The following is a 25,496-nucleotide window of genomic DNA, read 5'->3' on the forward strand; positions in this document are numbered from 1 at the left end:
TGGCTATGACGGGATTCGAACCTGTGACCCCAGCATTATGAGTGCTGTGCTCTAACCAGCTGAGCTACATAGCCATCTTTTTTATCGCGTCACCTCATCGGCGTTGCGGGGCGCATTATGCGTATCCCAGCGAAAACCGTCAACCCTTTTTTATGCCAAGATTTCTAATTTTACCCTGTTTGCCTGTCTTGCAACCAGTTTGGTGAAAAAAAAACAAGAAAAGTTTAAAAATTAATCAGTTGTTTGTCAAAACGCGTGTGATAGAGCACAGAAAAAGTGTGCGCTCGGCATGACAAATTTACCGCTGTTTTCCACTCTTCTCACTTTACCTGCTAGCGCGATAATGTAAATGGTCAATAGATAATCAACTTTCGCCGCGAAGAATCATGTAGAAAGGCGTTAATCAGCATTTTGAACGGTGAAAATCTGTTTTGTGCTGATTTAAGTAAGTTGTGGCGGGTGAATTGGTATATCGATGGGCTGGCTTTTGAGCGTTGATGCAGTCCGGCTGATGTGATTACACCATGACCGGACTGCTGAGAGTTACTTAGTGCGACTGAGTTCTATTGCGTGAAGTCAGTGCGCTATTTGGCCTATGCGCCTTTGTAGGCATCCACGTGTACACCGGCGACGGCGCGACCGGATGGGTCCGCCATATTTTTGAAAGCTTCATCCCACTCAATGGCTTTAGCCGACGAGCAGGCCACTGATGGACCGCCTGGCACGCACTCCGCTGCGCTAGGTTGCGGGAACAGCTCTTCAAAGATTTCCCGGTATACGTACGCTTCCTTGGTGGTTGGCGTGTTGTAAGGGAAACGGAAACGTGCCGTCGCCATCTGTTGCTCGGTCACTTGCTGCTCAGCTTGCGCTTTTAGCGAGTCAATCCAGCTGTAACCGACGCCATCAGAAAACTGCTCTTTCTGACGCCATGCAATGCTGGCGGGCAGATAGTGGGCAAAACATTCGCGCAGGATATGTTTTTCGATTTTGCCGTTGCCGCACATTTTGTCCTGCGGATTAATGCGCATGGCCACATCTAAGAAGCGTTTATCCAAGAATGGTACACGTGCTTCCACGCCCCATGCGGCCATCGCTTTGTTGGCGCGGGCGCAGTCATACATGTGCAGGGCCAGCAATTTGCGTACGGTCTCTTCGTGCAACTCTTTGGCGTTAGGCGCTTTGTGGAAGTAGAGATAGCCACCAAACACTTCATCGGAGCCTTCACCGGAGAGCACCATCTTAATGCCCATTGCTTTGATTTTACGCGCCATCAGGTACATCGGAGTTGAAGCGCGGATGGTGGTCACATCATAGGTTTCAATGTGATAAATCACATCGCGGATCGCGTCCAGCCCTTCTTGCACGGTAAAATGGATCTCGTGGTGTACGGTGCCAAGGTGGTTCGCGACCTCTTGGGCGGCGGCCAGATCCGGCGAGCCTTTGAGTCCGACCGCGAATGAGTGTAGCTGCGGCCACCAAGCTTCGCTTTGCTCATTATCTTCAATACGGCGGGCGGCAAACTTTTTGGTGATAGCGGAGACCACCGACGAGTCCAGACCCCCAGAGAGCAATACGCCATACGGCACATCAGACATCAAATGGCTTTTCACTGCATCTTCGAAGGCTTCACGCAGCTGGTTCGGATCGGTGACGGCATCTTTAACTGCGTCGTACTCCATCCAGTCACGTTGATAGTAACGGCGGATCTCACCGTCTTTACTCCACAGATATGAGCCAGCGGGGAATTCTTTGATGGTGCGGCACACCGGCACCAGCGCTTTCATCTCCGAGGCCACATACAGGTTACCGTGCTCGTCATAACCCATATACAGCGGGATGATACCGATATGATCGCGCCCAATCAGGTAGGCATCTTGCTCGGCGTCATACAGCACAAACGCAAACATGCCGTACAGCTGGTCAAGGAAGTCAGGGCCATGCTGCTGATATAGTGACAAAATCACTTCGCAATCCGAATCAGTTTGGAACGCGTAGTCTGGTTGCGCAGCACGCAGTGCTTTGTGATTGTAGATCTCACCGTTTACCGCAAGGATGTGGGTCTTTTCGGCATTAAACAGCGGCTGAGCTCCGTTATTCACATCGACAATCGCCAAGCGCTCATGCGCCAAGATGGCTTTGTCAGTGGCATAGATCCCGGACCAGTCCGGCCCACGGTGACGCAGTAATTTGGACATCTCCAGGGCTTTTTTGCGCAGCTCACTGGGATCAGACTTCAGCTCTAAAATACCAAAAATCGAACACATACTTTCTTTCCTTGCAGTTGCGATCTTTTAAACCGGCTCACCTATCGGGGCTGAGCCGTACAGGTTTTGTTCATTCAATGTGCCAAGGCGCAGAATTTTTGCAAGCATTTTTTCTGACCTTGATTGATGAATCTTCATCCATAAATGAGTTTGGTTAGATATTGGTTATCCTTACTGCTGGCGTTTTTATTGTATCCTCATCAAAACGGCCAAAAAGTTGATCGGTGGATAAATGGCTGATCACGTGGCGAGCAAAACCACTACCGGCTTCGTTATAGATATTGAATGCGGCGTGGACACCGTCACCGGTCAGCTTTTCCACTTCATCTTGGTATTCGGCAATGGCGGCAATACGGCCGGTAAATTGACGATGGTGCAGGTGATCCAGCGCAAAATGGTTCACTTGCCAGTGTGGCATCGCCAGTAAGATTAACTTCACATTGCCGCGTGGTCGTACGCGCTCCCAAAAATCAGGGTCAGTGGCATCGCCTTGAATCACGTTACGCCCACTTTGCCGATGTGCGAGCACACTTTCAGGGTTGGACTCGATGCCGAGCAAAATATCGCCATAACGCTCGCGCAGCTCATCATAAGCCCCAGAGCCAATGCGCCCCATGCCGAGTACCAGAATTTGCGCATCGCCCGGGTCAATCAGGCGGTCATCAGGGTGAAGATTGCGGTTTTCATCTGGTTTCGCCCGCTTGCGTAAAATGGCATACAAGCGATCGGTCATCTTGTTCAGTGGCACGGATATCAGAAATGACAGCGCGGTCGTCAGCGCCAGCACTACCAACCAGCTGCTGCTGAGTAACCCTTGGCGTACGGCAATACCGCCGACAATCAGGCCAAATTCACTGTAGTTACACAAGGTCATCGCCAGCTGCAAACTGGTACGGATCCGAAACCGAAATAGACGGGCGGCCAGATAGTAGAGCGCCGCTTTGACCGGCAATAAAAACAGCAGTAACACCGCCATACCCAAGCCTTGCCAGCTTGGGATCTCCTCAAGACCGATTTGCAGGAAAAAGCAGATTAAGAACAGTTCGCGCAGATTGAACAGCGATTTAGACAGCTCCGATGCGCGTGCATGACCGGCAAACAGCATTCCGATAATCAGCGCGCCCAGATCCGGTTTCAAGCCGCACCAGCTAAACAGCGCCGCCCCTGGGATCAGGGCGAGGAAAATGCCACCCAGAACCAAAATCTCATCGTGGCCGAGTTTATCCAGCAGCCGATATAGCACAGGACGGCACAGTGGCAACAGCAGCAGTAATGCCGCCCACGGATGCGGCAATTTACCGGTAGAGGCACTTAAGAAGATGACGGCGAACAGATCTTGAATAACTAAGATCCCAAGGGCCAGTCGGCCGTAGGTACTGAGCAGCTCCCCACGCTCTTGCATGGCTTTGACGGCCAGCACCGTGGAGGAAAAACTTAACGCAAAGCCGAGTAGCAGAGCGTTAGAAAAATCCAACTGCATCACCAGCAGCAAGGTGGTGACCTTCAACAAGGTCAAAACCAGCGCCACACTTAAGGATGACAGCAGGGTGTAGCCACTGGCGCCGACCAGCACTTCGCGGCGCATCAACAGCCGGATATCCAGCTTGAGGCCGATGGTAAACAGCAGCAACGTTACCCCGAGATCAGCTAGAGCGCTCAGAGGACTACCGGCACTGAAACCTGCGACATTCAGGCCAAAACCGGCCACTAAAAAACCAATGAGCGGAGGTAAACCGACACGTTGCACCGCAAAGCCGGCAAAAAAAGCAATACTGATGAGTAGCAGGAGTTGAGAATCTATCATGCGTTCCTTTGCAGGGTCAGAGACACTGACCTGTCCATTAGAGATTAATCAAGCCGTTGCATTGAGTGTTAGTGCATGGCGATAAGGCCCTTAACAAAACACCGCGTTAGCGCGGTGTTTGTGATTATAAAATATCGATGTCAGCCACTGAATCAAAAACATGATTCGGCCTAAACGGCATGGTCTCGATATCGGCATGCTTAGATACCCCAGAGAGCACCAAAACGGTCTCCAGACCGGCCTGAAAGCCTGCCAGAATATCGGTACGCAAGTTATCGCCGATGATCAGGGTGTTTTCGGAGTGCGCCTGCATTTTGTTCAGCGCGGCGCGGATAATCCACGGGCTTGGTTTGCCGACGAAAAACGGTTTACGGCCGGTGATTTTTTCAATTGGGGCGCACAGCGCACCACAGGCTGGGGCGTAACTTGGGCCGTGGGTATCGGGGTTGGTGGCAATAAAACGCGCACCATTAGCTACAAAGCGCGCGGCTTTATGGATCATATCCCAGTTGTAGGAGCGGGTTTCGCCCACAATCACGAAATCGGGGTTGATATCGGTGATGGTAAAACCGGCCTTATACAGTTCGTGAATTAAGGCGCCTTCACCGATGACAAACGCTTTTTTCCCTTCCTGACGGCGCAGAAAATCGGCGGTCGCCATACCGGCGGTATAGAACACACTTTCAGGGACATCAAGGCCAGCGGAATGAAAGCGGTTAGCCAGATCCTGCGCGGTTTGTACGGGATAGTTGGTTAGGATCACCAGCGGGGTTTCTTGCTCGAGCAGGCGATGTAGGAATTCTTTTGCTCCGGGTACGGCGGTATTGTCGTGCAGTAACACACCGTCAATATCACAGATCACGCTTTTTTTCATGCCATCTCCGAATTAGCACAGGTAGGTGTAGGGCTGCATTATGCGCAGCCCACGAGTATACCACGGAGAAAATGACAACCGGATAAAAGTGGTGAATTATTGCGCCGTTAGCTTATTGTTCCAGCAAACGTTGTAGCAAAATACCATTAAGCATTGAGCGCTTGATGAGGGCAAACGCACCGATGGTCGGCTTGTCATACAGCTCGGAGGCGACCACCGACAGTTTTTGCCGGAATTCTTTGAGTGATTGAGTCTGAATACAGGCTTCAATGGCAGGGAACAGCACTTTTTGCGCTTCGGTAATTTCCCCAGCGATGATCACTTTTTGCGGGTTGAACAGGTTCACTGTAATGGCAATCGCCTGACCGAGTTTGCGGCCCACTTGTTCAATCAGCTCCACCGCCAGCAAATCGCCCTTATTGGCCGCGTGACAAATGCTGTAGATATTCAGATCGTCAGCATTGAGCAATTTACTTGGATAACCGGCTTGCAGCAATTCACGCGCGCGCTGTTCGATGGCGCTGTTGGCAGCGATGGTTTCTAAGCAACCAAAGTTACCGCAGTGACAGCGAGGGCCGAGCGGATCAATTTGGATGTGGCCAATTTCGCCAACGTTACGGTTATAGCCGAGGAAAATCTGGCCATGCACAATAATACCGGCACCGGTACCCCGATGCAGACGAATCAAAATGGAGTCTTCGCAATCGCGACTGGCGCCAAAGTAGTGCTCAGCTAGAGCCAAACTGCGCACATCGTTACCGACAAAACAGCTGACTTCAAAGTGGCGACTTAAGATATCGGCCAGCGGCCAGTGTTGCACACTAACATGCGGCATGTATTCCACCACACCGGTGTCGGGGTCGACTAAGCCGGGTAGGGTGATGGACATGGCAATCAGTTGGCGAATTTTACGCTGGTGGGTAGCAATAAACTGCTCAATCAGTTCAATCAGCTCTTTTTCCAGCTGCGCCTGATCGTGTTGGAGCAAGATAAAGTGCTCTTCGGCCAGCGATTTACTGCTGAGGTCGTAGAGCGAAATCGTGGCATCGCGGCGACCCAAACGCACGGCAATTGAGTGGAAAGGCCGGGTTTCGGTGACGATGGAAATAGCGCGGCGACCGCCGGTTGACGCTTGTTGTTCAACCTCTTTGATCAGTCCGCGCTCAAGAAGCTGGCGGGTAATCTTGGTGACACTGGCCGGAGCAAGTTGGCTGTGATCAGCGACTTGGATCCGCGAAATAGGCCCTTGCTGGTCTATCAGGCGGTATACCGCTGCGCTATTGAGTTGTTTAACCAGATCTACGTTACCAATTTGTCCGCCAGTGCTCATAGTTTAGTGCCGCTCAAGCTGTCCGTTAACGATGGTCGCCTTGACTGTAAAGTCACGATCAAACACCGTTATGTTGGCAACTTTGCCGGCTTTAATCTGACCTAAACGGTCTGCCACGTTAATGGCGCGTGCCGGATACAAAGTGGCCATACGCAGTGCTTCATCCAGTGCGATGCCGATGTGCTCGACGCAGTTTTGTACTGCTTCGATCATGGTCAGTGCGGAGCCGCCCAGAGTGCCGTTTTCATCTACACACTTCCCATCACGGTAATATACTTTTTTACCGACGAAAATGAAGTGGTCAATGTTAGCGCCTGCTGGAGCTGTGGCGTCCGTCACGAGAACCAGTTTCTCGCCTTTCATTTTGTGCGCCAGACGGATGTTGGACCAAGAAACGTGGAAACCGTCAGCAATAATGCCGGTGTACACATCTGGAGTGTCCAAAATCGCGCCAACCATACCTGGCTCACGGCCAGTGATTGGCGGCATGGCGTTGAACAGGTGGGTGGTGAAACTCACGCCGGCAGCAAAGCCTGCGCGGGCTTCGGCGTAGCTGGCGTTTGTGTGGCCACCGGAAACCACAATACCGGAGTCGACCAGCTTACCAATCAGGCTAGCGGGTGCCAGTTCTGGCGCCAAGGTGACTTTGGTCACCGCATCGGCGTGCTCGCAGATATAGTCCACCATTGCTTCATCCGCTGGGCGAATGAAGTCTGGGCTGTGAATCCCTTTTTTCAGGATATTCAGGTATGGCCCTTCTAGGTGCAGACCCAGCGCTTGGTTTTTGTGCGCTTGCAGATAGCTTTCCATCACGGCGATGGCGGTTTTCATTTCGCTATCGCTGGTAGTGATCAAGGTTGGCAGATAGCTGGTGCAACCGGATTTCAGGTTGGCGCGCTGCATGATATGCAAGGTTTCTTCGGTCACGGCATCGTTCAGCATCACGCCGCCACAGCCGTTCAGCTGGACATCAATGAAACCCGGGCTGACGTTGGCGCCATCCAGATCGACGGTTGCGATCCCCGCCGGCAGTTCGCTCAACGGGCAGACTGACTCGATGACGTCACCGTTAATGATAACCGCATGGTTATCCAGAATGTCATAGCCGGAGTAAACACGGCAATTTGTCAGGGCATATTTCATAGATGACCTTCTTAAATATTGTTGATGTTGGCCGCTTCAAGCTCACGGAAGTATTTAACCGTTTTGACTTTCAGCTCCATGGTTGAAGGCTCGTCACAGACAATCATGGACTTCGGATGCAGTTGCAGAGCGGAAATCGTCCACAGGTGGTTGACGCAGCCTTCAACGGCAGCCTGCAGCGCCAGTGCTTTGGCATGGCCGGTAACCAGGATCATGATCTCTTCGGAGTCCAGCAAAGTGCCGACACCGACAGTCAGGGAGTACTTAGGTACCTGAGTCATGTCGCCGTTAAAGAAACGGGAGTTGGCGATACGGGTATCTTCGGTCAGGGTCTTGATCCGTGTACGTGAAGCCAGAGAAGACGCCGGTTCGTTAAAGGCAATGTGGCCATCGTTGCCGACACCGCCCATAAACAGATTGATTTTACCGTAGGACTTAATTTTCTCTTCGTAACGGCGGCATTCAGCATGAACATCTGCAGCATTACCGTCGAGCAGGTTAATATTTTCTGGTTTAATATCAACGTGGTCGAAGAAATTGCGATGCATGAAAGAATGGTAGCTTTCCGGATGATCTTCCGGTAAACCAACGTACTCATCCATGTTGAAGGTTACGACATTAGCAAAGCTCACTTCACCGGCTTTATGCAGCTCGATCAAGCGCTTATAGGTTGCCAGCGGTGTACCACCGGTCGGTAAACCTAATACGAACGGACGCTCAGCTGTGGGTTTAAAGGCATTAATGCGGTCGGCAATGTAACGGGCTGACCATAATCCAACGTCCTTGGCTGTTGATAGCGGAATTAAGCGCATTGTACACCTCTTAAACTAACCTGAATTGAGTAAAACCGTGTTGTGAGTGAGCTTATCGCAAACCTGAGCATGTTTTGGATGATAAAATAAGTTTTATGATCTGGCTAGCAAATTGCCTGTTTATTACCCCATTGCGGTGATTGTGATCACAAACAAGGTGGTTTTAATTTGCGAGGCAAAATAAAACTCTTACACTCGGTCATACCAAATAAAAGGTGTGTGGAAACATTCAGTTTTGCTTGTGTGACTCGTTTCATAACCAAAACTGAGTAGCGACGGGTAGAGAGCTGGAAGGCAGAAATAATTAGGTTTGGAAACCGAAATAGGGGATACCAACGTGAATATTCTAGGATACTTACAGAGAGTCGGCCGTGCATTGATGGTACCAGTTGCCACTTTGCCTGCTGCTGCAATTTTGATGGGGGTCGGTTACTGGATTGACCCGGTAGCTTGGGGTGGTAACAGCGCACTGGCGGCGTTCTTTATCAAGTCTGGCGCGGCAATTATCGACAACATGTCCGTACTGTTTGCGGTCGGTGTTGCTTACGGTATGTCAAAAGATAAAGACGGTGCTGCGGCACTGACCGGTTTCGTGGGCTACTTAGTCCTGACCACGCTGCTGTCTCCGGGGGCAGTGTCCCAGATCCAGGGTATCCCAATGGATCAGGTACCGGCTGCGTTCGGTAAGATCAACAACCAGTTTATCGGTATTCTGGTCGGTATCATCTCTGCTGAGCTGTATAACCGCTATAGCACTGTAGAACTGCACAAAGCGCTGGCGTTCTTCAGCGGCCGTCGTCTGGTTCCAATCCTGACTTCTTTCCTGATGATTGCTGTTGCCTTCGTACTGATGTACGTATGGCCGGTGATTTATAACGGTCTGGTAAGCTTCGGTGAAGGTATTCAGGGTATGGGCGCTGTAGGCGCGGGTATCTATGCATTCTTTAACCGTCTGCTGATCCCTGTTGGTCTGCACCACGCACTGAACTCCGTGTTCTGGTTCGACGTTGCCGGTATTAACGACATCCCTAACTTCTTGGGCGGTCAGGCATCTATCGACGCCGGTAAAGCGGTGCTGGGTGTGACTGGTATGTACCAGGCTGGTTTCTTCCCAATCATGATGTTCGGTCTGCCGGGCGCTGCATTGGCGATTTACCACACGGCTAAGCGTGAAAACCGCGAGAAAGTTGCGTCCATCATGCTGGCTGCTGCGTTCGCTGCGTTCTTCACCGGTGTAACTGAGCCGCTGGAATTCTCCTTCATGTTCGTAGCGCCGGTTCTGTATGTGATCCACGCGCTGTTGACCGGTATCTCTGTATTCATCGCTGCTTCCATGCATTGGATTGCAGGCTTTGGCTTCAGTGCGGGTCTGGTGGATATGGTGCTGTCTTCACGTAACCCGCTGGCCACTCAGTGGTACATGCTGGTTCTGCAAGGCTTTGCCTTCTCCGCGGTGTACTACTTCGTGTTCCGCTTCGCTATCGTTAAGTTCAACCTGAAAACTCCAGGCCGTGAAGATGACGAAGACGAAGAGCTGGTTGAAACTGTGCACAGCACTGACAACCAAGAGCTGGCGAAAAAGTATCTGAAAGCGCTGGGCGGCCATGCCAACCTGACCACTATCGATGCTTGTATCACTCGTCTGCGCCTGACCATGAAAGACCGCAGCATCGCTGATGAGCGTGTACTGAAAGCGCTGGGCGCGAAAGGTGTGGTGAAGCTGGGTGAGAACAATCTGCAGATTATTCTGGGCCCACAAGCTGAAATCATCGCGACAGAAATGAAGCGCATCCCTGCGACTGAAGATCTGAGCAACATCAGCATTCCTACCGTAAAAGCGTAATCCGTTTTATCTCTATCTTTGTTTAGTTGTGATTTCCCGGTCCCTTTGGGGCCGGGTTTGACGGCCTGATCACATCTTTTTTCAGGCTCTTGGAGTGTTTTAGGGGGTTTTATGTTGAGATTATCTGCCATTGCTATCGCGACCACGATGGCGTTGACCGGTTGTGCCGGTAGCGGCGACAGCAACCAGACTCTGGTTAACCGTATGGGTAGCCAGTTGAATGTGCAGTACGCAGTACTGGATAACCACGGTGGCGAAAATGGTGTCAACTGTGGCGCGCTGGGTGCCGAGTGGGCGGCGTGTAACAAGGCCACGATTACACTGACCAACAATGGCGGTGAAATCAGCGGTAAAGCATGGACCATCTATTTCCACAGCATTCGCCAAATCCTGGCGGTGGAAAATGAACAATTCAAGATCTCTCACGTAACCGGTGACCTGCATAAACTGGAGCCAACGGATAAGTTCGATGGTTTTCAATCCGGTGAAGTGGTTGAAATTCCTATCATTGGCGAGTACTGGCAGCTGTTTGAAACTGACTTCATGCCACGTTGGTATGTCACCGCCGGTGATGCTAAGCCAAAAGTCATCAGCAATACTGACACTGAAAACGTGAGCGAGTTTTCGGCTCCAATCACCGGTGATAACTGGAAGCGTACCAGCGGTGACAAAAACGTGCTGATGAACGCGCAAACCCGTTACGCTAAGAACCAAGATGTGCCGGTTCTGCCAGCGCAGCAGCTGCGTGGTCAGATCCTGCCAACTCCAGTGGAAGTGACTGTGGGTAAAGCCGATGCCAGCTTGGCAAACGGTATCAATATCCAAACATTGGCTCTGCCGAAAACCACACTGGACGCAGTTAGCGAGCGTTTGGCGCAGTTAGGGGTGACAACCTCTAGCGCAGCGGATGCTTATCCGGTAGACGTGAAAATCAACAAGGCGGCGTTTAAAGGTAAGTGGCAGGCCGAAGGGGCCTATACCCTGAAAGTGACACCACAAGGCGCGCAGATTGTGGGTAATGACGCCGCGGGTGCGTTCTATGGCTTGCAGTCTCTGATTTCACTGATCCCGATGGATGGCAGCAAAACCATCGCCACCGTGACTGTGAAGGATATGCCACGCTTTGAACACCGTGGTATGCATGCCGATGTAGGTCGTAACTTCCACAACAAAGAAAGTATTCTGCGTCTGCTGGATCAAATGGCAGCGTACAAGCTGAACAAATTCCACTTCCACCTGAGTGATGATGAAGGCTGGCGTTTGGAGATCCCTGGTCTGCCTGAGCTGACCGACGTGGGTAGCCAGCGTTGCCATGACTTGAGCGAAACTCAGTGTCTGCTGCCTCAGTTGGGCTCCGGTCCTGACAGCAACAACCAAGGTAGTGGCTTCTACAGCAAGCAAGATTATGTGGATATCCTGAAGTACGCCAAGGCGCGTAACATCGAGGTGATTCCAGAGCTGGATATGCCAGCGCACGCGCGTGCGGCGGTCGTATCGATGGAAGCGCGTTACAAGAAACTGATGGCGGAAGGCAAAGAGGCCGAAGCGAACCAGTATCGTCTGCTGGATCCGCAAGATACCTCTAACACGCTGTCTGTACAGTTTTATAACCGCACCAGCTACCTAAATCCGTGCTTGGAATCGTCTCAAGCGTTCGTCGACAAGGTGATCGGTGAAGTGGCGGCGATGCACAAAGAAGCCGGTATGCCGCTGCAAACTTGGCACTTTGGTGGTGACGAAGCGAAGAACATTCGCTTGGGCGGAGGCTTCCAAGATGTGAACGCGGCCGAGAAAGTAGATTGGCGTGGCACGATCGACCAGAGCAAAGAAGATAAGCCGTGGGCCAAGTCTCCGGTATGTCAGAAGATGGTCGAAAGCGGCAAGGTTTCTGATTTTGAACACCTGCCAAGTCAGTTTGCGAAAGAAGTCAGCCAGTTGGTGAACAAGCATGGCATCACTACCATGATGGCGTGGCAAGATGGCCTGAAAGATGCCAGCGGCGCATCTGACTTTGCAACTAAGAAAACCGGTGTGAACTTCTGGGATACCCTGTACTGGGGCGGCTTTGATTCAGCCAATGATTGGGTGAACAAAGGCTATGAGCTGGTGGTCTCTAACCCAGATTACGTGTACTTCGATATGCCATACGAAGTGAACCCGAAAGAGAGCGGTTATTACTGGGCAACCCGTTTCAGCGATGAGCGTAAAGTGTTCGGTTTCGCGCCAGACAACTTGCCACAAAACGCGGAAACCTCAGTAGACCGTGACGGCAACCACTTTAACGCGATGAGCGATAAGAAGTGGGGCGGCGCGACAGGCGTACAAGGTCAGTTCTGGAGTGAAAGTATCCGTACCGACCCTGGCATGGAATACATGATCTTCCCACGTATGCTGCCACTGGCTGAGCGTGCTTGGCACCAAGCGGATTGGGAACTGGATTACGTGGCGGGTCGTGAGTTCAAAGGCGGTGAAACCCATTACGTGAACAGCAAAGCGCTGAACCGTGATTGGGCGCGTTTTGCCAACCTGTTGGGTCAGCGTGAGCTGGCGAAGCTGGATGCTGCCGGTGTGCAGTACCGTCTGCCGGTACCGGGTGCGGTAGTGACAGCAGGCGTGTTGGAAGTAAACACCGCGTTGCCGGGTCTGGCGGTTGAATACTCTGCCGACAACGGTAAAACGTGGCAGCGTTACGACGCCGCAGCGAAGCCGACTGTCACTGGTGAAGTACAAGTTCGTACTGTCAGCCCAGATGGCAAGCGTGCTAGCCGTGTAGAGAGCGTTAAATAAGCGTTGAGGTTTATCCCTCGGTAAATTTCCTTACCGGTTGGCCGCCGGTAAGGGAAGCGGTATTGGCCAACTTCCTAAACGGGACATGATTGCCTCCCCGACGCATGCCACGGGAGGATTTTGGCGGCGAACGCCGTCTTCACACACTTTGTGCATGTTGTGCTCGGTTCAACCCGCCTAATGGCGGGTTTTTTTTCGGTTTTTGTGCAGTATTGTGTCTGCAACAGTTGTTTGCAGCACAGGTATTGTGGATGATACTAGGTTATGTTGTTGCATCACCGCGAGTGAGGGTAAAAAAATGAGTGAGGCTGAAGCCCGCCCGACTAACTTTATCCGTCAGATCATCGATGAAGATCTGGCGTCCGGTAAACATACCAGCGTGCATACCCGTTTTCCGCCGGAGCCAAATGGCTATCTGCATATCGGTCATGCCAAATCTATCTGCCTGAACTTCGGCATTGCCAAGGATTATCAGGGCCAGTGCAACCTGCGCTTTGATGATACCAACCCGGCAAAAGAAGACATGGAGTTCGTGGAATCTATCCAGAACGACGTGAAATGGCTGGGTTTTGAGTGGAGTGGGGATATCTGCTATTCATCCGACTATTTTGATCAGCTGCATCAGTATGCGATTGAGCTGATCCAAAAAGGTCTGGCGTATGTGGATGAGCTGACTGCTGAGCAAATGCGCGAATACCGCGGCACCCTGACTGAGCCGGGTAAAAACAGCCCGTATCGTGATCGCAGCGTAGAAGAGAACTTGGCGCTGTTCGAGAAGATGAAAAACGGTGAGTTTGCCGAGGGTAGCGCGTGTCTGCGTGCCAAAATCGACATGGCCTCTCCGTTCATAGTGATGCGCGATCCGGTTATCTACCGTATCAAGTTTGCCGAGCACCATCAGACCGGCAACAAGTGGTGCATCTACCCGATGTACGACTTCACCCACTGCATTTCCGATGCGCTGGAAGGGATCACGCACTCCATCTGTACGCTGGAGTTCCAAGATAACCGTCGTCTGTACGACTGGGTACTGGATAACATCACCATTCCTTGCCATCCACGTCAGTACGAGTTCTCTCGTCTGAATCTCGAATACGCCATCATGTCTAAGCGTAAGCTGAACCAGTTGGTGACCGAGCAAGTGGTGAGCGGTTGGGACGATCCACGTATGCCGACCATTTCTGGTCTGCGTCGTCGTGGCTATACCCCAGAGTCTATCCGTGAGTTCTGCCGTCGTATCGGTGTGACCAAGCAGGATAACCTGGTGGAGATGTCGGCGCTGGAAGCTTGTATCCGTGAAGATCTGAACGAGAACGCGCCGCGTGCGATGGCGGTTCTGGATCCGGTTCGCGTGGTGATTGAGAACTTGCCAGAAGGTCATCTGGAAGTGCTGCAAGCGCCAGTGCATCCGAACAAAGCGGAAATGGGCACGCGTGAGCTGCCATTTACCCGCGAGATCTTTATCGATCGCGCTGACTTCCGTGAAGAAGCCAATAAGCAGTACAAGCGTCTGGTACTGGGTAAAGAAGTGCGTCTGCGTAATGCGTACGTGATCAAAGCAGAACGCGTTGAGAAAGATGCCGAAGGCAACATCCAGACCATCTTCTGTACTTACGATGCCGATACGCTGGGTAAAGATCCAGCCGATGGCCGTAAAGTGAAGGGCGTGATCCACTGGGTGTCTGCGGATAAAGGTGTGCCGGCTGAAATTCGTGTCTACGACCGTCTGTTCAGCGTGGCTAACCCAGCGGCAGCGGATGATTTCCTGTCGACCATCAACCCAGAGAGCTTAGTGATCCGCCGTGGTGTGGTTGAGCCAAGCTTGGCGCAAGCCCCAGCAGAAAAAGCCTATCAGTTCGAGCGTGAAGGTTACTTCTGCGTGGATAGCAAAGACTCATCTGCGGAGCATCTGGTCTTTAACCGTACTGTGGGTCTGCGCGATACTTATCAAGCAGGCTAAATCACGCAAGCTAAGCCGGTAAGGCGAGTATGGGTTAACCGGTCTTGAGCTCTTGGCCGGTTAATATGCTCAATTATGGCGAATAAAAAAGCGCAGTTTAGACTGCGCTTTTTTTATGTGACTTGTCTTTTAACATCATGAGTGACGCGGTGATGTCATGCCTATGTCAGTACTATTTAACCAGATAACCAGATAACCAGATAACCAGAGCGATCAAGTTAGCGACTGACCGAGGATAAGCTCGCCGAATCAGTTTTTCGGATCGTGCAGGCTTTCGTTCTGACGGCAGTCGCCATCGGCGCAGTGACCGTACAGGTACAGACTGTGGTTGGTCAGACGGATCCCATAACGCTGGGCAATCTCTTTTTGCCGCTGCTCGATAAAGTCATCACTAAATTCAATCACTTTGCCGCAATCAAGGCAGATCAGGTGATCATGGTGATGTTGCTGGGTCAGTTCGAAGACTGATTTACCGCCTTCAAAGTTGTGGCGGCTGACGATGCCGGCATCATCAAACTGGTTCAGTACACGGTATACCGTAGCCAGACCGATCTCTTCACCCATATCGATCAGCTTTTTATACAGATCTTCCGCACTGATATGCTGACAATCCCCAGTCTGGAGCAGTTCAAGGATTTTCAGCCGCGGTAACGTGACCTTCAGACCGGCTTTTTTTAGCGCAGTATTATTATCTGTCATATATCCAGCGTTCCTGATTTTTTTGGTCTGGGCAGAGGGTATGTCTATCTATCGATATCTCTATGCCGGACGGTTATCTACACCGGACATGGCGACCGGAGTAGAAATGAGAGTGACTAGCATTATAAGAGGTGCGTAACCAAGTTAAAACCGTAAATCCCAGATAAAAACAAAATGGTTGCGCAAATGTTATTGTTTGGTAGAGTTTTTGCTCTGTCGACAAGGATAACAGGATAAACTGCATGCCAGCCTTTTTGTTTCGTGCGTGGATCTTCCGTTGGGCGTTGAATCTCTGGCCACCCTTTTTCGGGGCCGGTATTCGTATTCGTCGTCTAGACCGTGATTTTCGCTGTTGCGAAGTGACCTTGGCGTTTCGCTGGTGGAATAAAAACATCAATCGCAGTCAGTTTGGTGGCAGCTTGTTTGCCATGACCGATCCGATTTATGCCTTGATGCTCATTGGGCGCTTAGGGCCAGATTACATGGTCTGGGATAAAGCGGCAGACATTGATTTCATTCGCCCAGGCTGGGGTAAACTCACCGCCAGTTTCGAAATCAGTGAAGGTCGCTATGAAGAGATTTTGGCAGCTACCGCCAATGGCGAGAAATGTTTGCCGCAGTTTACGGTGGCAATTAAAGATGCGCAGGGCGAGATAGTTGCACGGGTGAACCGCACCCTGTATGTGCGCCGTAAGCGCAAAATCGAAGAGGTGGTAGCGCCGTTAGATGCGCATCGGCCGAATTTCGCAACAGGTGATAAGCCGCATGAAAAGAATAAAGCCGGCTAAGTGCCGGCTTTATTGCGGATGCCTGTTGCCCCATGATGAGGCAGGGCAGCAAGATTGACGTTAGCGAGACATTCGCTAGCTAGATTTAGTTATCCAGCTCGGCCAGACACATCTCTTCGTATACTTGCTTCACCCACTTCTCGACACGCTCGGCAGTCAGCTCTGGCTGGCGGTCTTCATCGATGCACAGACCGACGAAGTTTTGGTCATCGACCAGCGCCTTAGACGCTTCAAAGTGGTAACCGGCAGTTGGCCAGTGACCGACGATCACACCACCACGCGCTTCTACGATGTCACGCAGAGAGCCCATTGCGTCACAGAAGTACTCAGCATAGTCTTCTTGATCGCCGCAGCCGAAAATGGCAACCAGCTTGTTGTTGAAATCAATTTCTTCCAGAGTAGGGAAGAAATCATCCCAATCACACTGCGCTTCACCGTAGTACCAAGTTGGGATACCCAGCAGCAGCAGATCGAAGTTGTCGATGTCTTCTTTGCTGCTTTTGGCGATGTCACGTACGTCCACCAGGTGTTTGCCCAGCTGTTTTTGGATCATCTTGGCAATGTTTTCGGTATTGCCGGTATCGCTGCCAAAGAAAATTCCTACACTTGCCATTCTCTTATACCTTAGCGTTCATTTCGGGCTGTCAGTCAGGTTTAGCGCGAATTCTTCCGCATCCAAGCCCAACTTTTCCAGCAAAATTTGTTCGATCAGTTCACTGCGGCTCATTTGTTGCTCGTGAGCCAGCACGTTTAATGCTTCCACCACCCGGCTATCGACTTTCAGTTCAATTCGGCGTAATCCTTTGGATTTATCGCGCTTGAGCTGATTACGCTTATTAATCCGTAACTGTTCATGCCGGGGAAGCGGGTTTGTTTTTGGACGACCGGGACGACGTTCGTCAGCAAACAAATCAAGAGTGGTACGGTCTGTATTTTCTTTTGCCATTTGAACTACAAGTGCTGCTCTTGCTAAGAATCAACCGATACCAGCGCCTTCCCAGTAGAGCTGGATCAGACCTTTGGCAACGAAGCCTGCACATCCAAGAAACAAAACCAGCCAGACAATGCGGCGGCCAAACGGGGGAACATTGCCACGTTTTAGCACGTCCTGAATTGCCATCCCTATAAAAAAGAAGAGGACAATAAAGAATAAATCAAGGCCAATCGCCTCAATAGTTTCCATGTGCTTATAAAGCATGTGGCAATTCCATTTAGCCCGTCAGTTTAAGCCGGAACTATACCATAGCCCTTGTTCCCTGTTAACGGGAATCCGCATTGAGGAAGCGCCGGATTGCGCGTAATACCGCGTCTGGTTTTTCCGCGTGCAGCCAATGTCCGGTTCCCTGAATCACATGGGCTTTCGCTTGTGGAAACTGGCGCAAAATATCGGGGCGGAATTTGTCTTGAATGTAGGGGGAATGTTCGCCTTTGATGAACAGCACCGGTTTATTAAACGGCGTACCTTCATTCCAGCCGACAATCTGCGGATAGTTGTTTTCTAGCTCACGCACGGCAAAGCGCCAGCTGCTCTCATCGCTGGGCGCAAAAGATTTAAGCAAAAACTGGATCACGCCCTCTTCTTTGAGGTGGTGGCGCATCAGTTCGGCTGCTTGTGTACGGCGCGCTGGACGTGCTTGGTCGACGGCATGCAGGGCGCTGAACACCTGATCGTGGCGGCGAGTTTGGTAATCCACCGGTGACATATCCAGCACTATTAATTGCTCAACGCGCGTTGGTGCGAGCTGGGCAATCTTCATGGCGACTTTGCCCCCCATCGAGTGACCGATGAAGCTTGCTTGCGGGATCTGCAACTGATCCAGCAGTTGCAGCACATCCGCGGCCATGGCCTCATAATTCATCTCTGCGCTATGAAAACTCTGGCCGTGATTACGCAGATCGACCTGAATGATCCGGTAGTCATCAACCAGATCGCGAGCCAGTAAGCCGAGGTTATCCAGCGTGCCGAACAGACCGTGGATCAGCACCAGTACCGGACCTTCTCCCTGTTGTTTGTAGTTGATCATGAGCTAAACCAAGTTGGTGTATAGAGAATCATGGCCTGAGAAGGTATAATCGCCGAGTTATTCATGCAAGAGAACGACATTGGATCGACATGAAAATCATTGAAGTAGACGAAGAGCTGTACCGTATTATTGCGGGTCATACACAGCATATCGGAGAAAGTGCCTCCGACATTTTGCGTCGCATGCTGAATTTATCCCCGAGCAGCGAGCCACGTCCTGCCGGGATCGTGGTCAGCCGTGATGCTGGAAAAGAGTGTTCAGTCGATCGTGTACGGGCCGTGCGCGAGCTGCTGTTGTCAGATGAATATGCCGCCCAGACTAAAGCGATCGGTCGTTTCATGCAGATCCTCTCTTCTTTGTATTCGCTGGATCCAAGCGGATTTACTGCCGCTACAGAAGAGCTGCGCGGTCGTACCCGGGTTTATTTTGCCGAAGATGAGGCAACCTTGTTGCTGCACGGCACCCACACCAAGCCAAAAGCTATTCCGGGTACCCCTTATTGGGTCATTACCAACACCAACTCGGGTCGTAAACGCGCCATGGTCGAGCAGATCATGACGGCGATGCAGTTCCCTGCGGAACTGACGGATAAAGTTTGCGGCACCATCTGAGCGTTAGGGAGTAACGCCGTATGGCAATTCATCCGCGGGCCGGTCAACCGGCCCAGCAAGACGATCTGATCAATATCGGTCAGCTGGTTTCTGAATACTATGTTCTGCAGCCGGATCCGAAAAATGCCGCTCATGCGGTACAGTTCGGCACTTCTGGTCATCGGGGCAGCTCGGCCCGCCATAGCTTCAACGAAGCCCATATTCTGGCTATTGCGCAAGCTATTGCTGAAGTGCGCATGAAGCAGGGGATCTTAGGCCCGTGCATCGTGGGTAAAGATACCCATGCCTTGTCTGAGCCGGCCTTTATTTCGGTTTTGGAAGTGCTGATTGCCAATGGCATTCAGGTGATCGTCCAAGAAAATAATGGCTTTACCCCGACTCCAGCGGTTTCCTACACCATTTTGTGCCACAACCGTAGCAACGGTGTGCTGGCAGATGGCATCGTGATCACGCCGTCTCACAATCCACCGGAAGATGGCGGGATCAAATACAATCCGCCTAATGGTGGCCCAGCCGATACCAACCTGACCAAAGCCATTGAGCAGCGCGCCAATGAACTGATTGCGGGCAATCTGGCTGAAGTACGTCGCATTCCGTTTGCGCAGGCGAAGCAAAATGAGCTGCTGCTGGAGCAAGACTTGGTACAGCCGTACGTGGAAGATCTGGTCAATGTCGTGGACATGGACGCGATCCGTAACGCCGGTCTGAAACTGGGTGTCGATCCGTTGGGTGGTTCGGGTATTGAATACTGGAAGCGTATTGCCGAGCACTACAATCTGGATCTGACTCTGGTGAATGATGCGATCGATCCATCATTCCGTTTTATGTCATTGGATAAAGATGGCGTGATCCGGATGGATTGTTCTTCGCCGTATGCGATGGCCGGTCTGTTGGCGCTGAAAGACAAGTTTGATCTGGCTTTTGGTAACGATCCTGACTATGACCGCCACGGCATCGTGACACCAACCGGCCTGATGAACCCGAACCATTATCTGGCAGTGGCCATCAATTACCTGTTCAGCCATCGTCCACAATGGGGCGAAGAGGTGGGCGTTGGTAAAACGCTGGTTTCCAGTGCGATGATCGATCGCGTGGTTGCGGCACTGGGTCGCCGTTTGGTGGAAGTGCCGGTGGGCTTCAAGTGGTTTGTTGATGGTCTGCATGAAGGCTGGTTAGGCTTTGGTGGCGAAGAAAGTGCCGGAGCCTCCTTCTTGCGCTTTGACGGCACCGCGTGGTCAACCGATAAAGATGGCATCATCTTGTGCCTATTGGCGGCGGAAATTACGGCCGTTACTGGTATGAACCCGCAGCAGCATTACGAGAAACTGGCCGAACAATTTGGCTCGCCATGCTATTCGCGGATTCAGGCGGTCGCCAATAGTCAGCAAAAAGCAATCCTCAGCCGTTTGTCACCAGAGATGGTGAGCGCGGAAACGCTGGCAGGCGATCCTATCATTGCGCGTCTAACCCGTGCTCCGGGTAACAATGCACCGATTGGTGGATTGAAGATCGTGACGCAAAATGGGTGGTTTGCTGCGCGGCCATCCGGTACAGAGGATATCTACAAGATTTATTGTGAAAGCTTTGTCGGCCCAGAGCATCTGGCGCTGATTGAGCAACAAGCCGTGCAAATCATCGATAAGGTGTTGGCGGACGCACAGTAAGCGGGCTAGATAATCCCTGTTGTTGCCCAAGGCGCAGACTTCCCTCTGCGCCTTTTGTTTTTCATATGTAGCAACAATGCTAAAATATGTAAAATAATTACAGAATGATGCAGATGCTCGTGCTTTTAAACACCAATTGATTAAAAAATGTGTAGTAAACTTACTTTTTCCTGATTACACTGCAAAGACGCAGTCGAAACGGTTCAACTATCGGGAGGAGTATGATGTACCAGAAGTATTCGTTAGCTCAGATTCTTCTGCGCCGCACTGGGGTGCTTATTGCAGGTTCTCTGGCGTTGCCGGTCATGGTCTTCCACCCGAACCGGGCACGCTTTTACAGCTACCTGCACCGGGTGTGGAGCAAAACCAGCAGCAAGCCAGTTTGGTTAGCGAGCTCAGAACGTAGCGTGCGCGATTTTTACTAACTTTACTAACTTCGTGATTTACAACACGCGTTAACACACCGCATTGTCGCGTAGCGACCACCGAATTTGATACAAAAAAGCCTCTCAGCGATGAGAGGCTTTTTTTATGGTCATTTCTGCTGCTCGGCGATAAATGTTAAGCTGATGTCAACATTCTGCGGTTGAACCGCATTTTGCGCGATACACTGTGACTATCTGAACCACATGGAGAGGGAACTGATGAGTACGCTGATACCTGTAGGCATAAGTGCCTGTGTGCTAGGGGAGTCGGTTCGCTTTGATGGCGGCCACAAACGCTTGCCATTTGCTACCGATCATCTAAAACCGTATGTCCGTTTTTATCCGGTATGCCCTGAGATGGCGATCGGGATGCCCAGTCCGCGTCCGGCGATCCGCTTGATCCGCGGCGAAGAGGGAGTGCAACTCGTCGGCAGCAGCCAAGATCTGAATGTGACCGAGGCAATGCAGGCGTTTTCCCGTGAGAAAGTGGCATCGCTCAGTCATTTATGCGGCTATATCGTGTGCGCTAAATCACCGACCTGCGGTATGGAGCGGGTCAAAGTGTACGATGCAGCCGGTAAAGGAGCGGAAAAAGTCGGCGTGGGTTTGTATACGCAAGAGTTGATGCGCCAGATGCCGTGGTTGCCGGTAGAAGAAGATGGCAGACTCAACGATCCGGTGCTGCGTGAAAATTTCGTGACGCGCATTTTTGCGCTGCACGACTTTTATCGTCAGTGTGAGGCGGGGATGACGCGCGGTAAGTTGGTGGCATTTCATAGCCGTTATAAGTTGTTGATTATGGCCCACTCGCAGGCCGATTATCGCGCTTTGGGCCGCCGTGTGGCCGATCTGGACGCAATGCCGTTTGACGCGTTGTTGATTGCCTATCGGGATCATCTCATGCAGGCCCTCAGCAAGCGACCCACGCGGAAAAATCACTCCAATGTGCTGCAACATATTCAAGGCTATTTCAGCCGTCAGCTCTCATCACGGCAGCGTAAAGAGCTGTCACATCTGATCGATCGCTATCGCCGTGGTACTCAGCCGTTATTGGCGCCTTTAACCTTATTACGCCACTATCTGGAAGAGCATCCCGATCCTTATCTGACGCAGCAAGTCTATTTCGAACCCTATCCGGAGGCGTTGTTGCTACGCTATGGCAGTTAATCAGACGCTCAGTCACTCAACGCCACACCATCTGGTGTGGCTACGCACCGATCTGCGCTTGACCGACAACCGTGCGTTACACGCAGCGTGCGCCGATCCGCATGCCCGTGTCTCGCTGCTGTTTATCGCAACGCCCACGCAGTGGCAGCAGCATGATATGGCGCCGCGCCAAGCCGAATTTATCCGGCAAAACCTGTGCCTGTTGGCGCAGGAAGCAGCGCAGCGCAACCTCGGTTTTCTCTACCGTGAAGTGCCAGATTTCGCGGCTATACCCGCAACCCTGCAACAGCTGGTCGACGAGCTGGGGATTACGCACCTGTATGCGAACCGCCAGTATGAGCTCAATGAGCAGCGTAGAGATAGTCAGGTCAGTGCGTTACTTGGTGCTAGTTTGCCGATGACGTGGTGCGATGATGCACTATTGGCCGCACCTGGCACGGTGCGTACTGGGCAGGGCGAGATGTATAAGGTGTATACGCCATTTCGGCGTGCGCTGCTGGGGTTATTAGCGCAGCTGGATACCGCAAGCTTACCAGCCCCTGCATGTCGGGCTCCGTGGATGACCACCCGTCCAGCTGACCCCATTACGCCGTTTAGCTATCCGTGTCAGGACAACCCATTGTTTGTGGCCGGAGAAGCGGCCGCGTTGCAGCGCCTGCGAACCTTTTGCCAGCAGCAAGTGGTGCATTACCACGAACAGCGCGATTGTCCGGCACTGCCAGCGACCAGCTTGCTTTCGGCCTATTTGACGTGTGGCATGCTTTCGGCGCGCCAATGCCTGAACCGATTGCGATTAGAGCATCCACATACTTACCTACAGCCAGAGAGCGGCACTTTTAGTTGGCTTAATGAGCTTATCTGGCGTGAGTTTTATCATCATTTGTTTGCGGCATTTCCTGATTTGTGCCGTGGGCGCCCATTTATCCCGTGGACCGATCATGTCCAGTGGTCTACCGATCTAGAGCATCTGCAAGCATGGCAACGCGGTCAAACCGGCTATCCGATTGTGGATGCGGCGATGCGCCAGCTTAATCAGACCGGCTGGATGCACAATCGGCTACGTATGATCAGCGCGGGCTTTTTGGTCAAGGATCTGCTGCTGAATTGGCGTTGGGGCGAACGTTATTTTATGTCTCAGCTGGTGGATGGCTCGTTGGCGGCCAATAACGGCGGCTGGCAGTGGTCAGCGTCTACCGGTACCGATGCCGCCCCCTATTTCCGCATCTTTAATCCCACCACCCAAGGGGAGCGCTTTGACCCCGAGGGGCAATTTATTCGTCAGTGGGTGCCTGAGTTGGCCGCAGTGCCAGATCGTTGGGTACATAACCCGCATGCGTGGGCTGCCAAGCAAGGGGTGAGCTTAGATTATCCGTCGCCGCTGGTGGAGCATGCCAACGCTAGAAAGCAAACGCTGGCCGCCTATGAAATGGCACGTAACCTCTTTTCGGCCTCAGCGCAGTGAATCTTCATGCTATGATGCCATTACGTGAGAGAACAGACAGAAAACTATGCAAAATACAGAACTGGAACAGATACTTAACAGCGAATTGAATGTCAGTGCCATCCGCGACTATTGCCCAAATGGGTTACAAGTTGCTGGGCGCTCGGAAATTCACTCGATTGTCACCGGTGTCACCGCCAGTCAGGCGTTACTGGATGCAGCATTGGATCTGAACGCAGATGCCGTGTTGGTTCACCATGGTTATTTCTGGAAAAACGAGTCGCCAGTCATCAAAGGCATGAAGCGTGAACGTTTGAAGACCTTGCTGGCCAATGATATCAATCTGCTGGCATACCACTTGCCGCTCGATGTGCACCCTGTATTGGGGAACAACGCCCAATTAGCCCAGCATCTAGGCATCGAAGTGGCGGGGGGATTAGAGCCGGATAACCGCTACTCGGTTGCCTTGCATGGCAGTTTTGCCGCACCGGTGACCGCGCAGCAGCTAAGCGAGCGCTTAACCGATGTGCTCAATCGCACCCCACTGCACTGTGCCAGTGAACAAGCTCCAGATCTGATCCGCACCGTGGCCTGGTGTACCGGTGGCGGCCAAAGTTATATCGAACTGGCCGCTGAAGCCGGTGTCGATGCCTTCATCAGTGGCGAAGCCTCAGAGCAAACCGTACATATTGCGCGTGAGATGGGCATGCATTTCTTTGCGGCTGGTCATCATGCGACAGAACGTTTCGGGGTAAAAGCGCTGGGTGAATGGCTGCACAGTGCCTATGGCTTGCATGTCACTTTCATCGATATCCCTAATCCAGTTTAATAATAACCAAATCAATAGATTAGCTAGCAGAGTATCGATTTAATCTAGATAACCCTGTTGGCTAGTCTCTTTTTATATAAAGCATTGTGCATACGGTCACTATGGTGAAATATTCAGAAGGTAGTCTGTGATTCCTTGCAGGCTGCCTGCAATTTCATTGGCAATCGTTGATTGCATATAAGAAATTTATTCTTTTTATTTCAAATAGATACATGGAAGAGGGCTTGCTGATGGATAAAGTGCAAGTATGTTTAGTGACCGGTGGTGCAGGTGGGATTGGACGTGAAATCTGCCGCCGGATGGCAGCGGATGGCTACACTGTCGTTGCCGGTTGTACCAGTCTGGATGGCGCTAATGCCAAGGCATTTGCCGCAGAAATAGAACAAGATCGCTTGAATATCCGTTTGCAGGCATTTGATGTCAGTGATTTTGATGCTTGTCAGCGTACGATTATGGATATCGAAGAGTCGGTCGGGCCTATCGCCGTGCTGGTGAATAACGCCGGGATCACGCGTGATGGTACCTTGCGCAAAATGAACCGTGCACAGTGGGACGAGGTGTTATCCGTGAATTTGGATAGCGTATTTAACTTATCCCGCGCCGTGATCAATCCGATGTTGGAGCGTCAGTACGGTCGGATCATTAACATTTCGTCCATTAATGGGCAAAAAGGGCAGTTCGGTCAGTGTAACTACGCGGCGGCCAAAGCGGCGATGTACGGTTTTAGCAAATCATTGGCGCAAGAAACGGCAGCCAAAGGGATCACCGTGAACTGTATCTCTCCAGGGTACATTGAAACTGACATGATCCTCGCGATTGATGAAACCATCCGTGACAGCATCCGCAAGCAAATTCCAGTGCAGCGCTTTGGTCAGCCATCGGAAGTAGCGCGCTCTGTTGCCTTCTTGGCCGCACCGGAGGCGGGGTTTATCACCGGCTCTAATCTGGCCATGAACGGCGGCCAGTACATGGATTAATGCGCGTTATTAACCCATGCGTTACGAACATCCGAACCCCGCTGATGCGGGGTT

Annotated in this window: 21 protein-coding genes, 1 tRNA gene and 1 pseudogene; 11 read left to right on the forward strand and 12 right to left on the reverse strand. The window is 51.8% G+C overall.

Annotation, left to right across the window (positions count from 1 at the left end):
* The 7 genes from L975_RS15410 to nagB all read right to left on the reverse strand — a co-directional run bounded on the left by L975_RS15410 (position 1) and on the right by nagB (position 8,227).
* A tRNA-Met gene (locus L975_RS15410) sits at positions 1-74 on the reverse strand.
* Positions 75-593: 519 nt separating this feature from the next.
* Positions 594-2,264: an asparagine synthase B gene (gene asnB / locus L975_RS15415; RefSeq protein WP_039045533.1), complete on the reverse strand. Its 1,671-nt coding sequence runs from the start codon at positions 2,262-2,264 to the stop codon at positions 594-596.
* A gap of 154 nt (positions 2,265-2,418) precedes the next feature.
* On the reverse strand, positions 2,419-4,068 hold the full coding sequence (locus tag L975_RS15420) for a cation:proton antiporter family protein (RefSeq protein ID WP_047709253.1): 1,650 nt from the start codon (positions 4,066-4,068) through the stop codon (positions 2,419-2,421).
* A 124-nt stretch (positions 4,069-4,192) separates the two neighbouring features.
* The gene (locus tag L975_RS15425; RefSeq protein WP_010864255.1) at positions 4,193-4,942 is read right to left on the reverse strand and encodes an HAD-IIA family hydrolase; all 750 of its coding nucleotides are present in this window, start codon (positions 4,940-4,942) and stop codon (positions 4,193-4,195) included.
* A gap of 112 nt (positions 4,943-5,054) precedes the next feature.
* On the reverse strand, positions 5,055-6,272 hold the full coding sequence (locus L975_RS15430) for an ROK family protein (RefSeq protein WP_010864254.1): 1,218 nt from the start codon (positions 6,270-6,272) through the stop codon (positions 5,055-5,057).
* Between the two features lie 3 nt (positions 6,273-6,275).
* Positions 6,276-7,415 (reverse strand): N-acetylglucosamine-6-phosphate deacetylase, encoded by a 1,140-nt coding sequence (gene nagA / locus L975_RS15435; protein ID WP_039045535.1) that lies wholly within the window; start codon positions 7,413-7,415, stop codon positions 6,276-6,278.
* A gap of 11 nt (positions 7,416-7,426) precedes the next feature.
* Positions 7,427-8,227, reverse strand: coding sequence for a glucosamine-6-phosphate deaminase (gene nagB / locus L975_RS15440; protein WP_010864252.1), 801 nt, complete (start codon positions 8,225-8,227; stop codon positions 7,427-7,429).
* A 337-nt stretch (positions 8,228-8,564) separates the two neighbouring features.
* Here nagB and nagE point away from each other — a divergent pair.
* From nagE to glnS, 3 genes and pseudogenes are all read left to right on the forward strand, one after another.
* Positions 8,565-10,067, forward strand: a pseudogene (gene nagE / locus L975_RS15445) (N-acetylglucosamine-specific PTS transporter subunit IIBC); the annotation flags it as partial.
* A 114-nt stretch (positions 10,068-10,181) separates the two neighbouring features.
* Positions 10,182-12,857, forward strand: coding sequence for a beta-N-acetylhexosaminidase (locus L975_RS15450; RefSeq protein WP_047709254.1), 2,676 nt, complete (start codon positions 10,182-10,184; stop codon positions 12,855-12,857).
* Between the two features lie 298 nt (positions 12,858-13,155).
* The gene (gene glnS / locus L975_RS15455; protein WP_010864249.1) at positions 13,156-14,817 is read left to right on the forward strand and encodes a glutamine--tRNA ligase; all 1,662 of its coding nucleotides are present in this window, start codon (positions 13,156-13,158) and stop codon (positions 14,815-14,817) included.
* Positions 14,818-15,066: 249 nt separating this feature from the next.
* Here glnS and fur read toward each other — a convergent pair whose 3' ends face one another.
* The gene (gene fur / locus L975_RS15460; protein ID WP_010864248.1) at positions 15,067-15,516 is read right to left on the reverse strand and encodes a ferric iron uptake transcriptional regulator; all 450 of its coding nucleotides are present in this window, start codon (positions 15,514-15,516) and stop codon (positions 15,067-15,069) included.
* Positions 15,517-15,758: 242 nt separating this feature from the next.
* On the opposite strand from fur, the gene L975_RS15465 reads away from it, so the two are divergent.
* Positions 15,759-16,304, forward strand: a complete 546-nt coding sequence (locus L975_RS15465; RefSeq protein WP_010864247.1) for a DUF4442 domain-containing protein — start codon at positions 15,759-15,761, stop codon at positions 16,302-16,304.
* Between the two features lie 85 nt (positions 16,305-16,389).
* Here the strand turns inward: L975_RS15465 and fldA are convergent, their stop codons facing one another.
* The 4 genes from fldA to L975_RS15485 all read right to left on the reverse strand — a co-directional run bounded on the left by fldA (position 16,390) and on the right by L975_RS15485 (position 18,328).
* Positions 16,390-16,917, reverse strand: coding sequence for a flavodoxin FldA (gene fldA / locus L975_RS15470; protein ID WP_010864246.1), 528 nt, complete (start codon positions 16,915-16,917; stop codon positions 16,390-16,392).
* An 18-nt stretch (positions 16,918-16,935) separates the two neighbouring features.
* Complete coding sequence (gene ybfE, locus L975_RS15475; protein WP_010864245.1) at positions 16,936-17,250, reverse strand: LexA regulated protein; 315 nt, start codon at positions 17,248-17,250, stop codon at positions 16,936-16,938.
* Positions 17,251-17,280: 30 nt separating this feature from the next.
* Positions 17,281-17,502, reverse strand: a complete 222-nt coding sequence (locus L975_RS15480; RefSeq protein ID WP_010864244.1) for a DUF2788 domain-containing protein — start codon at positions 17,500-17,502, stop codon at positions 17,281-17,283.
* Positions 17,503-17,563: 61 nt separating this feature from the next.
* Positions 17,564-18,328, reverse strand: coding sequence for an alpha/beta fold hydrolase (locus L975_RS15485; RefSeq protein WP_047709255.1), 765 nt, complete (start codon positions 18,326-18,328; stop codon positions 17,564-17,566).
* An 89-nt stretch (positions 18,329-18,417) separates the two neighbouring features.
* On the opposite strand from L975_RS15485, the gene seqA reads away from it, so the two are divergent.
* The 7 genes from seqA (at position 18,418) to phbB (ending at position 25,442) form a co-directional block, all read left to right on the forward strand.
* The gene (seqA, locus tag L975_RS15490; RefSeq protein WP_010864242.1) at positions 18,418-18,939 is read left to right on the forward strand and encodes a replication initiation negative regulator SeqA; all 522 of its coding nucleotides are present in this window, start codon (positions 18,418-18,420) and stop codon (positions 18,937-18,939) included.
* A gap of 20 nt (positions 18,940-18,959) precedes the next feature.
* Positions 18,960-20,603 (forward strand): phosphoglucomutase (alpha-D-glucose-1,6-bisphosphate-dependent), encoded by a 1,644-nt coding sequence (gene pgm / locus L975_RS15495; RefSeq protein WP_010864241.1) that lies wholly within the window; start codon positions 18,960-18,962, stop codon positions 20,601-20,603.
* Positions 20,604-20,827: 224 nt separating this feature from the next.
* Positions 20,828-21,028: a YbfA family protein gene (locus L975_RS15500; RefSeq protein WP_010864240.1), complete on the forward strand. Its 201-nt coding sequence runs from the start codon at positions 20,828-20,830 to the stop codon at positions 21,026-21,028.
* 219 nt (positions 21,029-21,247) lie between these two features.
* Positions 21,248-22,195, forward strand: a complete 948-nt coding sequence (locus tag L975_RS15505; RefSeq protein ID WP_047709256.1) for a 2-thiouracil desulfurase family protein — start codon at positions 21,248-21,250, stop codon at positions 22,193-22,195.
* Positions 22,185-23,657, forward strand: coding sequence for a deoxyribodipyrimidine photo-lyase (gene phrB, locus L975_RS15510; protein ID WP_052181535.1), 1,473 nt, complete (start codon positions 22,185-22,187; stop codon positions 23,655-23,657). The genes L975_RS15505 and phrB overlap by 11 nt, the downstream gene beginning before the upstream one ends.
* Before the next feature lie 46 nt (positions 23,658-23,703).
* A complete protein-coding gene (locus tag L975_RS15515) occupies positions 23,704-24,465 on the forward strand; it encodes a Nif3-like dinuclear metal center hexameric protein (protein ID WP_010864237.1) in 762 nt (253 codons plus the stop codon).
* A gap of 230 nt (positions 24,466-24,695) precedes the next feature.
* Entirely contained in the window at positions 24,696-25,442 is a 747-nt protein-coding gene (gene phbB, locus L975_RS15520; protein ID WP_039045541.1) for an acetoacetyl-CoA reductase, read from the forward strand.
* Positions 25,443-25,496: the final 54 nt, after the last annotated feature.

Origin of the sequence: Plesiomonas sp. ZOR0011 (assembly GCF_000800945.1) — a bacterium.
Classification (GTDB): Bacteria; Pseudomonadota; Gammaproteobacteria; order Enterobacterales; family CAMTGL01; genus Plesiomonas; species Plesiomonas shigelloides.

Bases quoted from the DNA above. Each gene is read 5' to 3' on its own strand.
- phbB (WP_039045541.1), top strand. From the start codon at position 24,696: ATGGATAAAGTGCAAGTATGTTTAGTGACCGGTGGTGCAGGTGGGATT.
- ybfE (WP_010864245.1), bottom strand. From the start codon at position 17,250: ATGGCAAAAGAAAATACAGACCGTACCACTCTTGATTTGTTTGCTGAC.
- asnB (WP_039045533.1), bottom strand. From the start codon at position 2,264: ATGTGTTCGATTTTTGGTATTTTAGAGCTGAAGTCTGATCCCAGTGAG.
- fldA (WP_010864246.1), bottom strand. From the start codon at position 16,917: ATGGCAAGTGTAGGAATTTTCTTTGGCAGCGATACCGGCAATACCGAA.
- L975_RS15425 (WP_010864255.1), bottom strand. From the start codon at position 4,942: ATGAAAAAAAGCGTGATCTGTGATATTGACGGTGTGTTACTGCACGAC.
- L975_RS15430 (WP_010864254.1), bottom strand. From the start codon at position 6,272: ATGAGCACTGGCGGACAAATTGGTAACGTAGATCTGGTTAAACAACTC.
- fur (WP_010864248.1), bottom strand. From the start codon at position 15,516: ATGACAGATAATAATACTGCGCTAAAAAAAGCCGGTCTGAAGGTCACG.
- L975_RS15420 (WP_047709253.1), bottom strand. From the start codon at position 4,068: ATGATAGATTCTCAACTCCTGCTACTCATCAGTATTGCTTTTTTTGCC.
- L975_RS15485 (WP_047709255.1), bottom strand. From the start codon at position 18,328: ATGATCAACTACAAACAACAGGGAGAAGGTCCGGTACTGGTGCTGATC.
- L975_RS15505 (WP_047709256.1), top strand. From the start codon at position 21,248: ATGAGTACGCTGATACCTGTAGGCATAAGTGCCTGTGTGCTAGGGGAG.
- glnS (WP_010864249.1), top strand. From the start codon at position 13,156: ATGAGTGAGGCTGAAGCCCGCCCGACTAACTTTATCCGTCAGATCATC.
- L975_RS15480 (WP_010864244.1), bottom strand. From the start codon at position 17,502: ATGCTTTATAAGCACATGGAAACTATTGAGGCGATTGGCCTTGATTTA.
- L975_RS15465 (WP_010864247.1), top strand. From the start codon at position 15,759: ATGCCAGCCTTTTTGTTTCGTGCGTGGATCTTCCGTTGGGCGTTGAAT.
- L975_RS15515 (WP_010864237.1), top strand. From the start codon at position 23,704: ATGCAAAATACAGAACTGGAACAGATACTTAACAGCGAATTGAATGTC.
- pgm (WP_010864241.1), top strand. From the start codon at position 18,960: ATGGCAATTCATCCGCGGGCCGGTCAACCGGCCCAGCAAGACGATCTG.
- phrB (WP_052181535.1), top strand. From the start codon at position 22,185: ATGGCAGTTAATCAGACGCTCAGTCACTCAACGCCACACCATCTGGTG.
- L975_RS15500 (WP_010864240.1), top strand. From the start codon at position 20,828: ATGTACCAGAAGTATTCGTTAGCTCAGATTCTTCTGCGCCGCACTGGG.
- L975_RS15450 (WP_047709254.1), top strand. From the start codon at position 10,182: ATGTTGAGATTATCTGCCATTGCTATCGCGACCACGATGGCGTTGACC.
- nagA (WP_039045535.1), bottom strand. From the start codon at position 7,415: ATGAAATATGCCCTGACAAATTGCCGTGTTTACTCCGGCTATGACATT.
- seqA (WP_010864242.1), top strand. From the start codon at position 18,418: ATGAAAATCATTGAAGTAGACGAAGAGCTGTACCGTATTATTGCGGGT.
- nagB (WP_010864252.1), bottom strand. From the start codon at position 8,227: ATGCGCTTAATTCCGCTATCAACAGCCAAGGACGTTGGATTATGGTCA.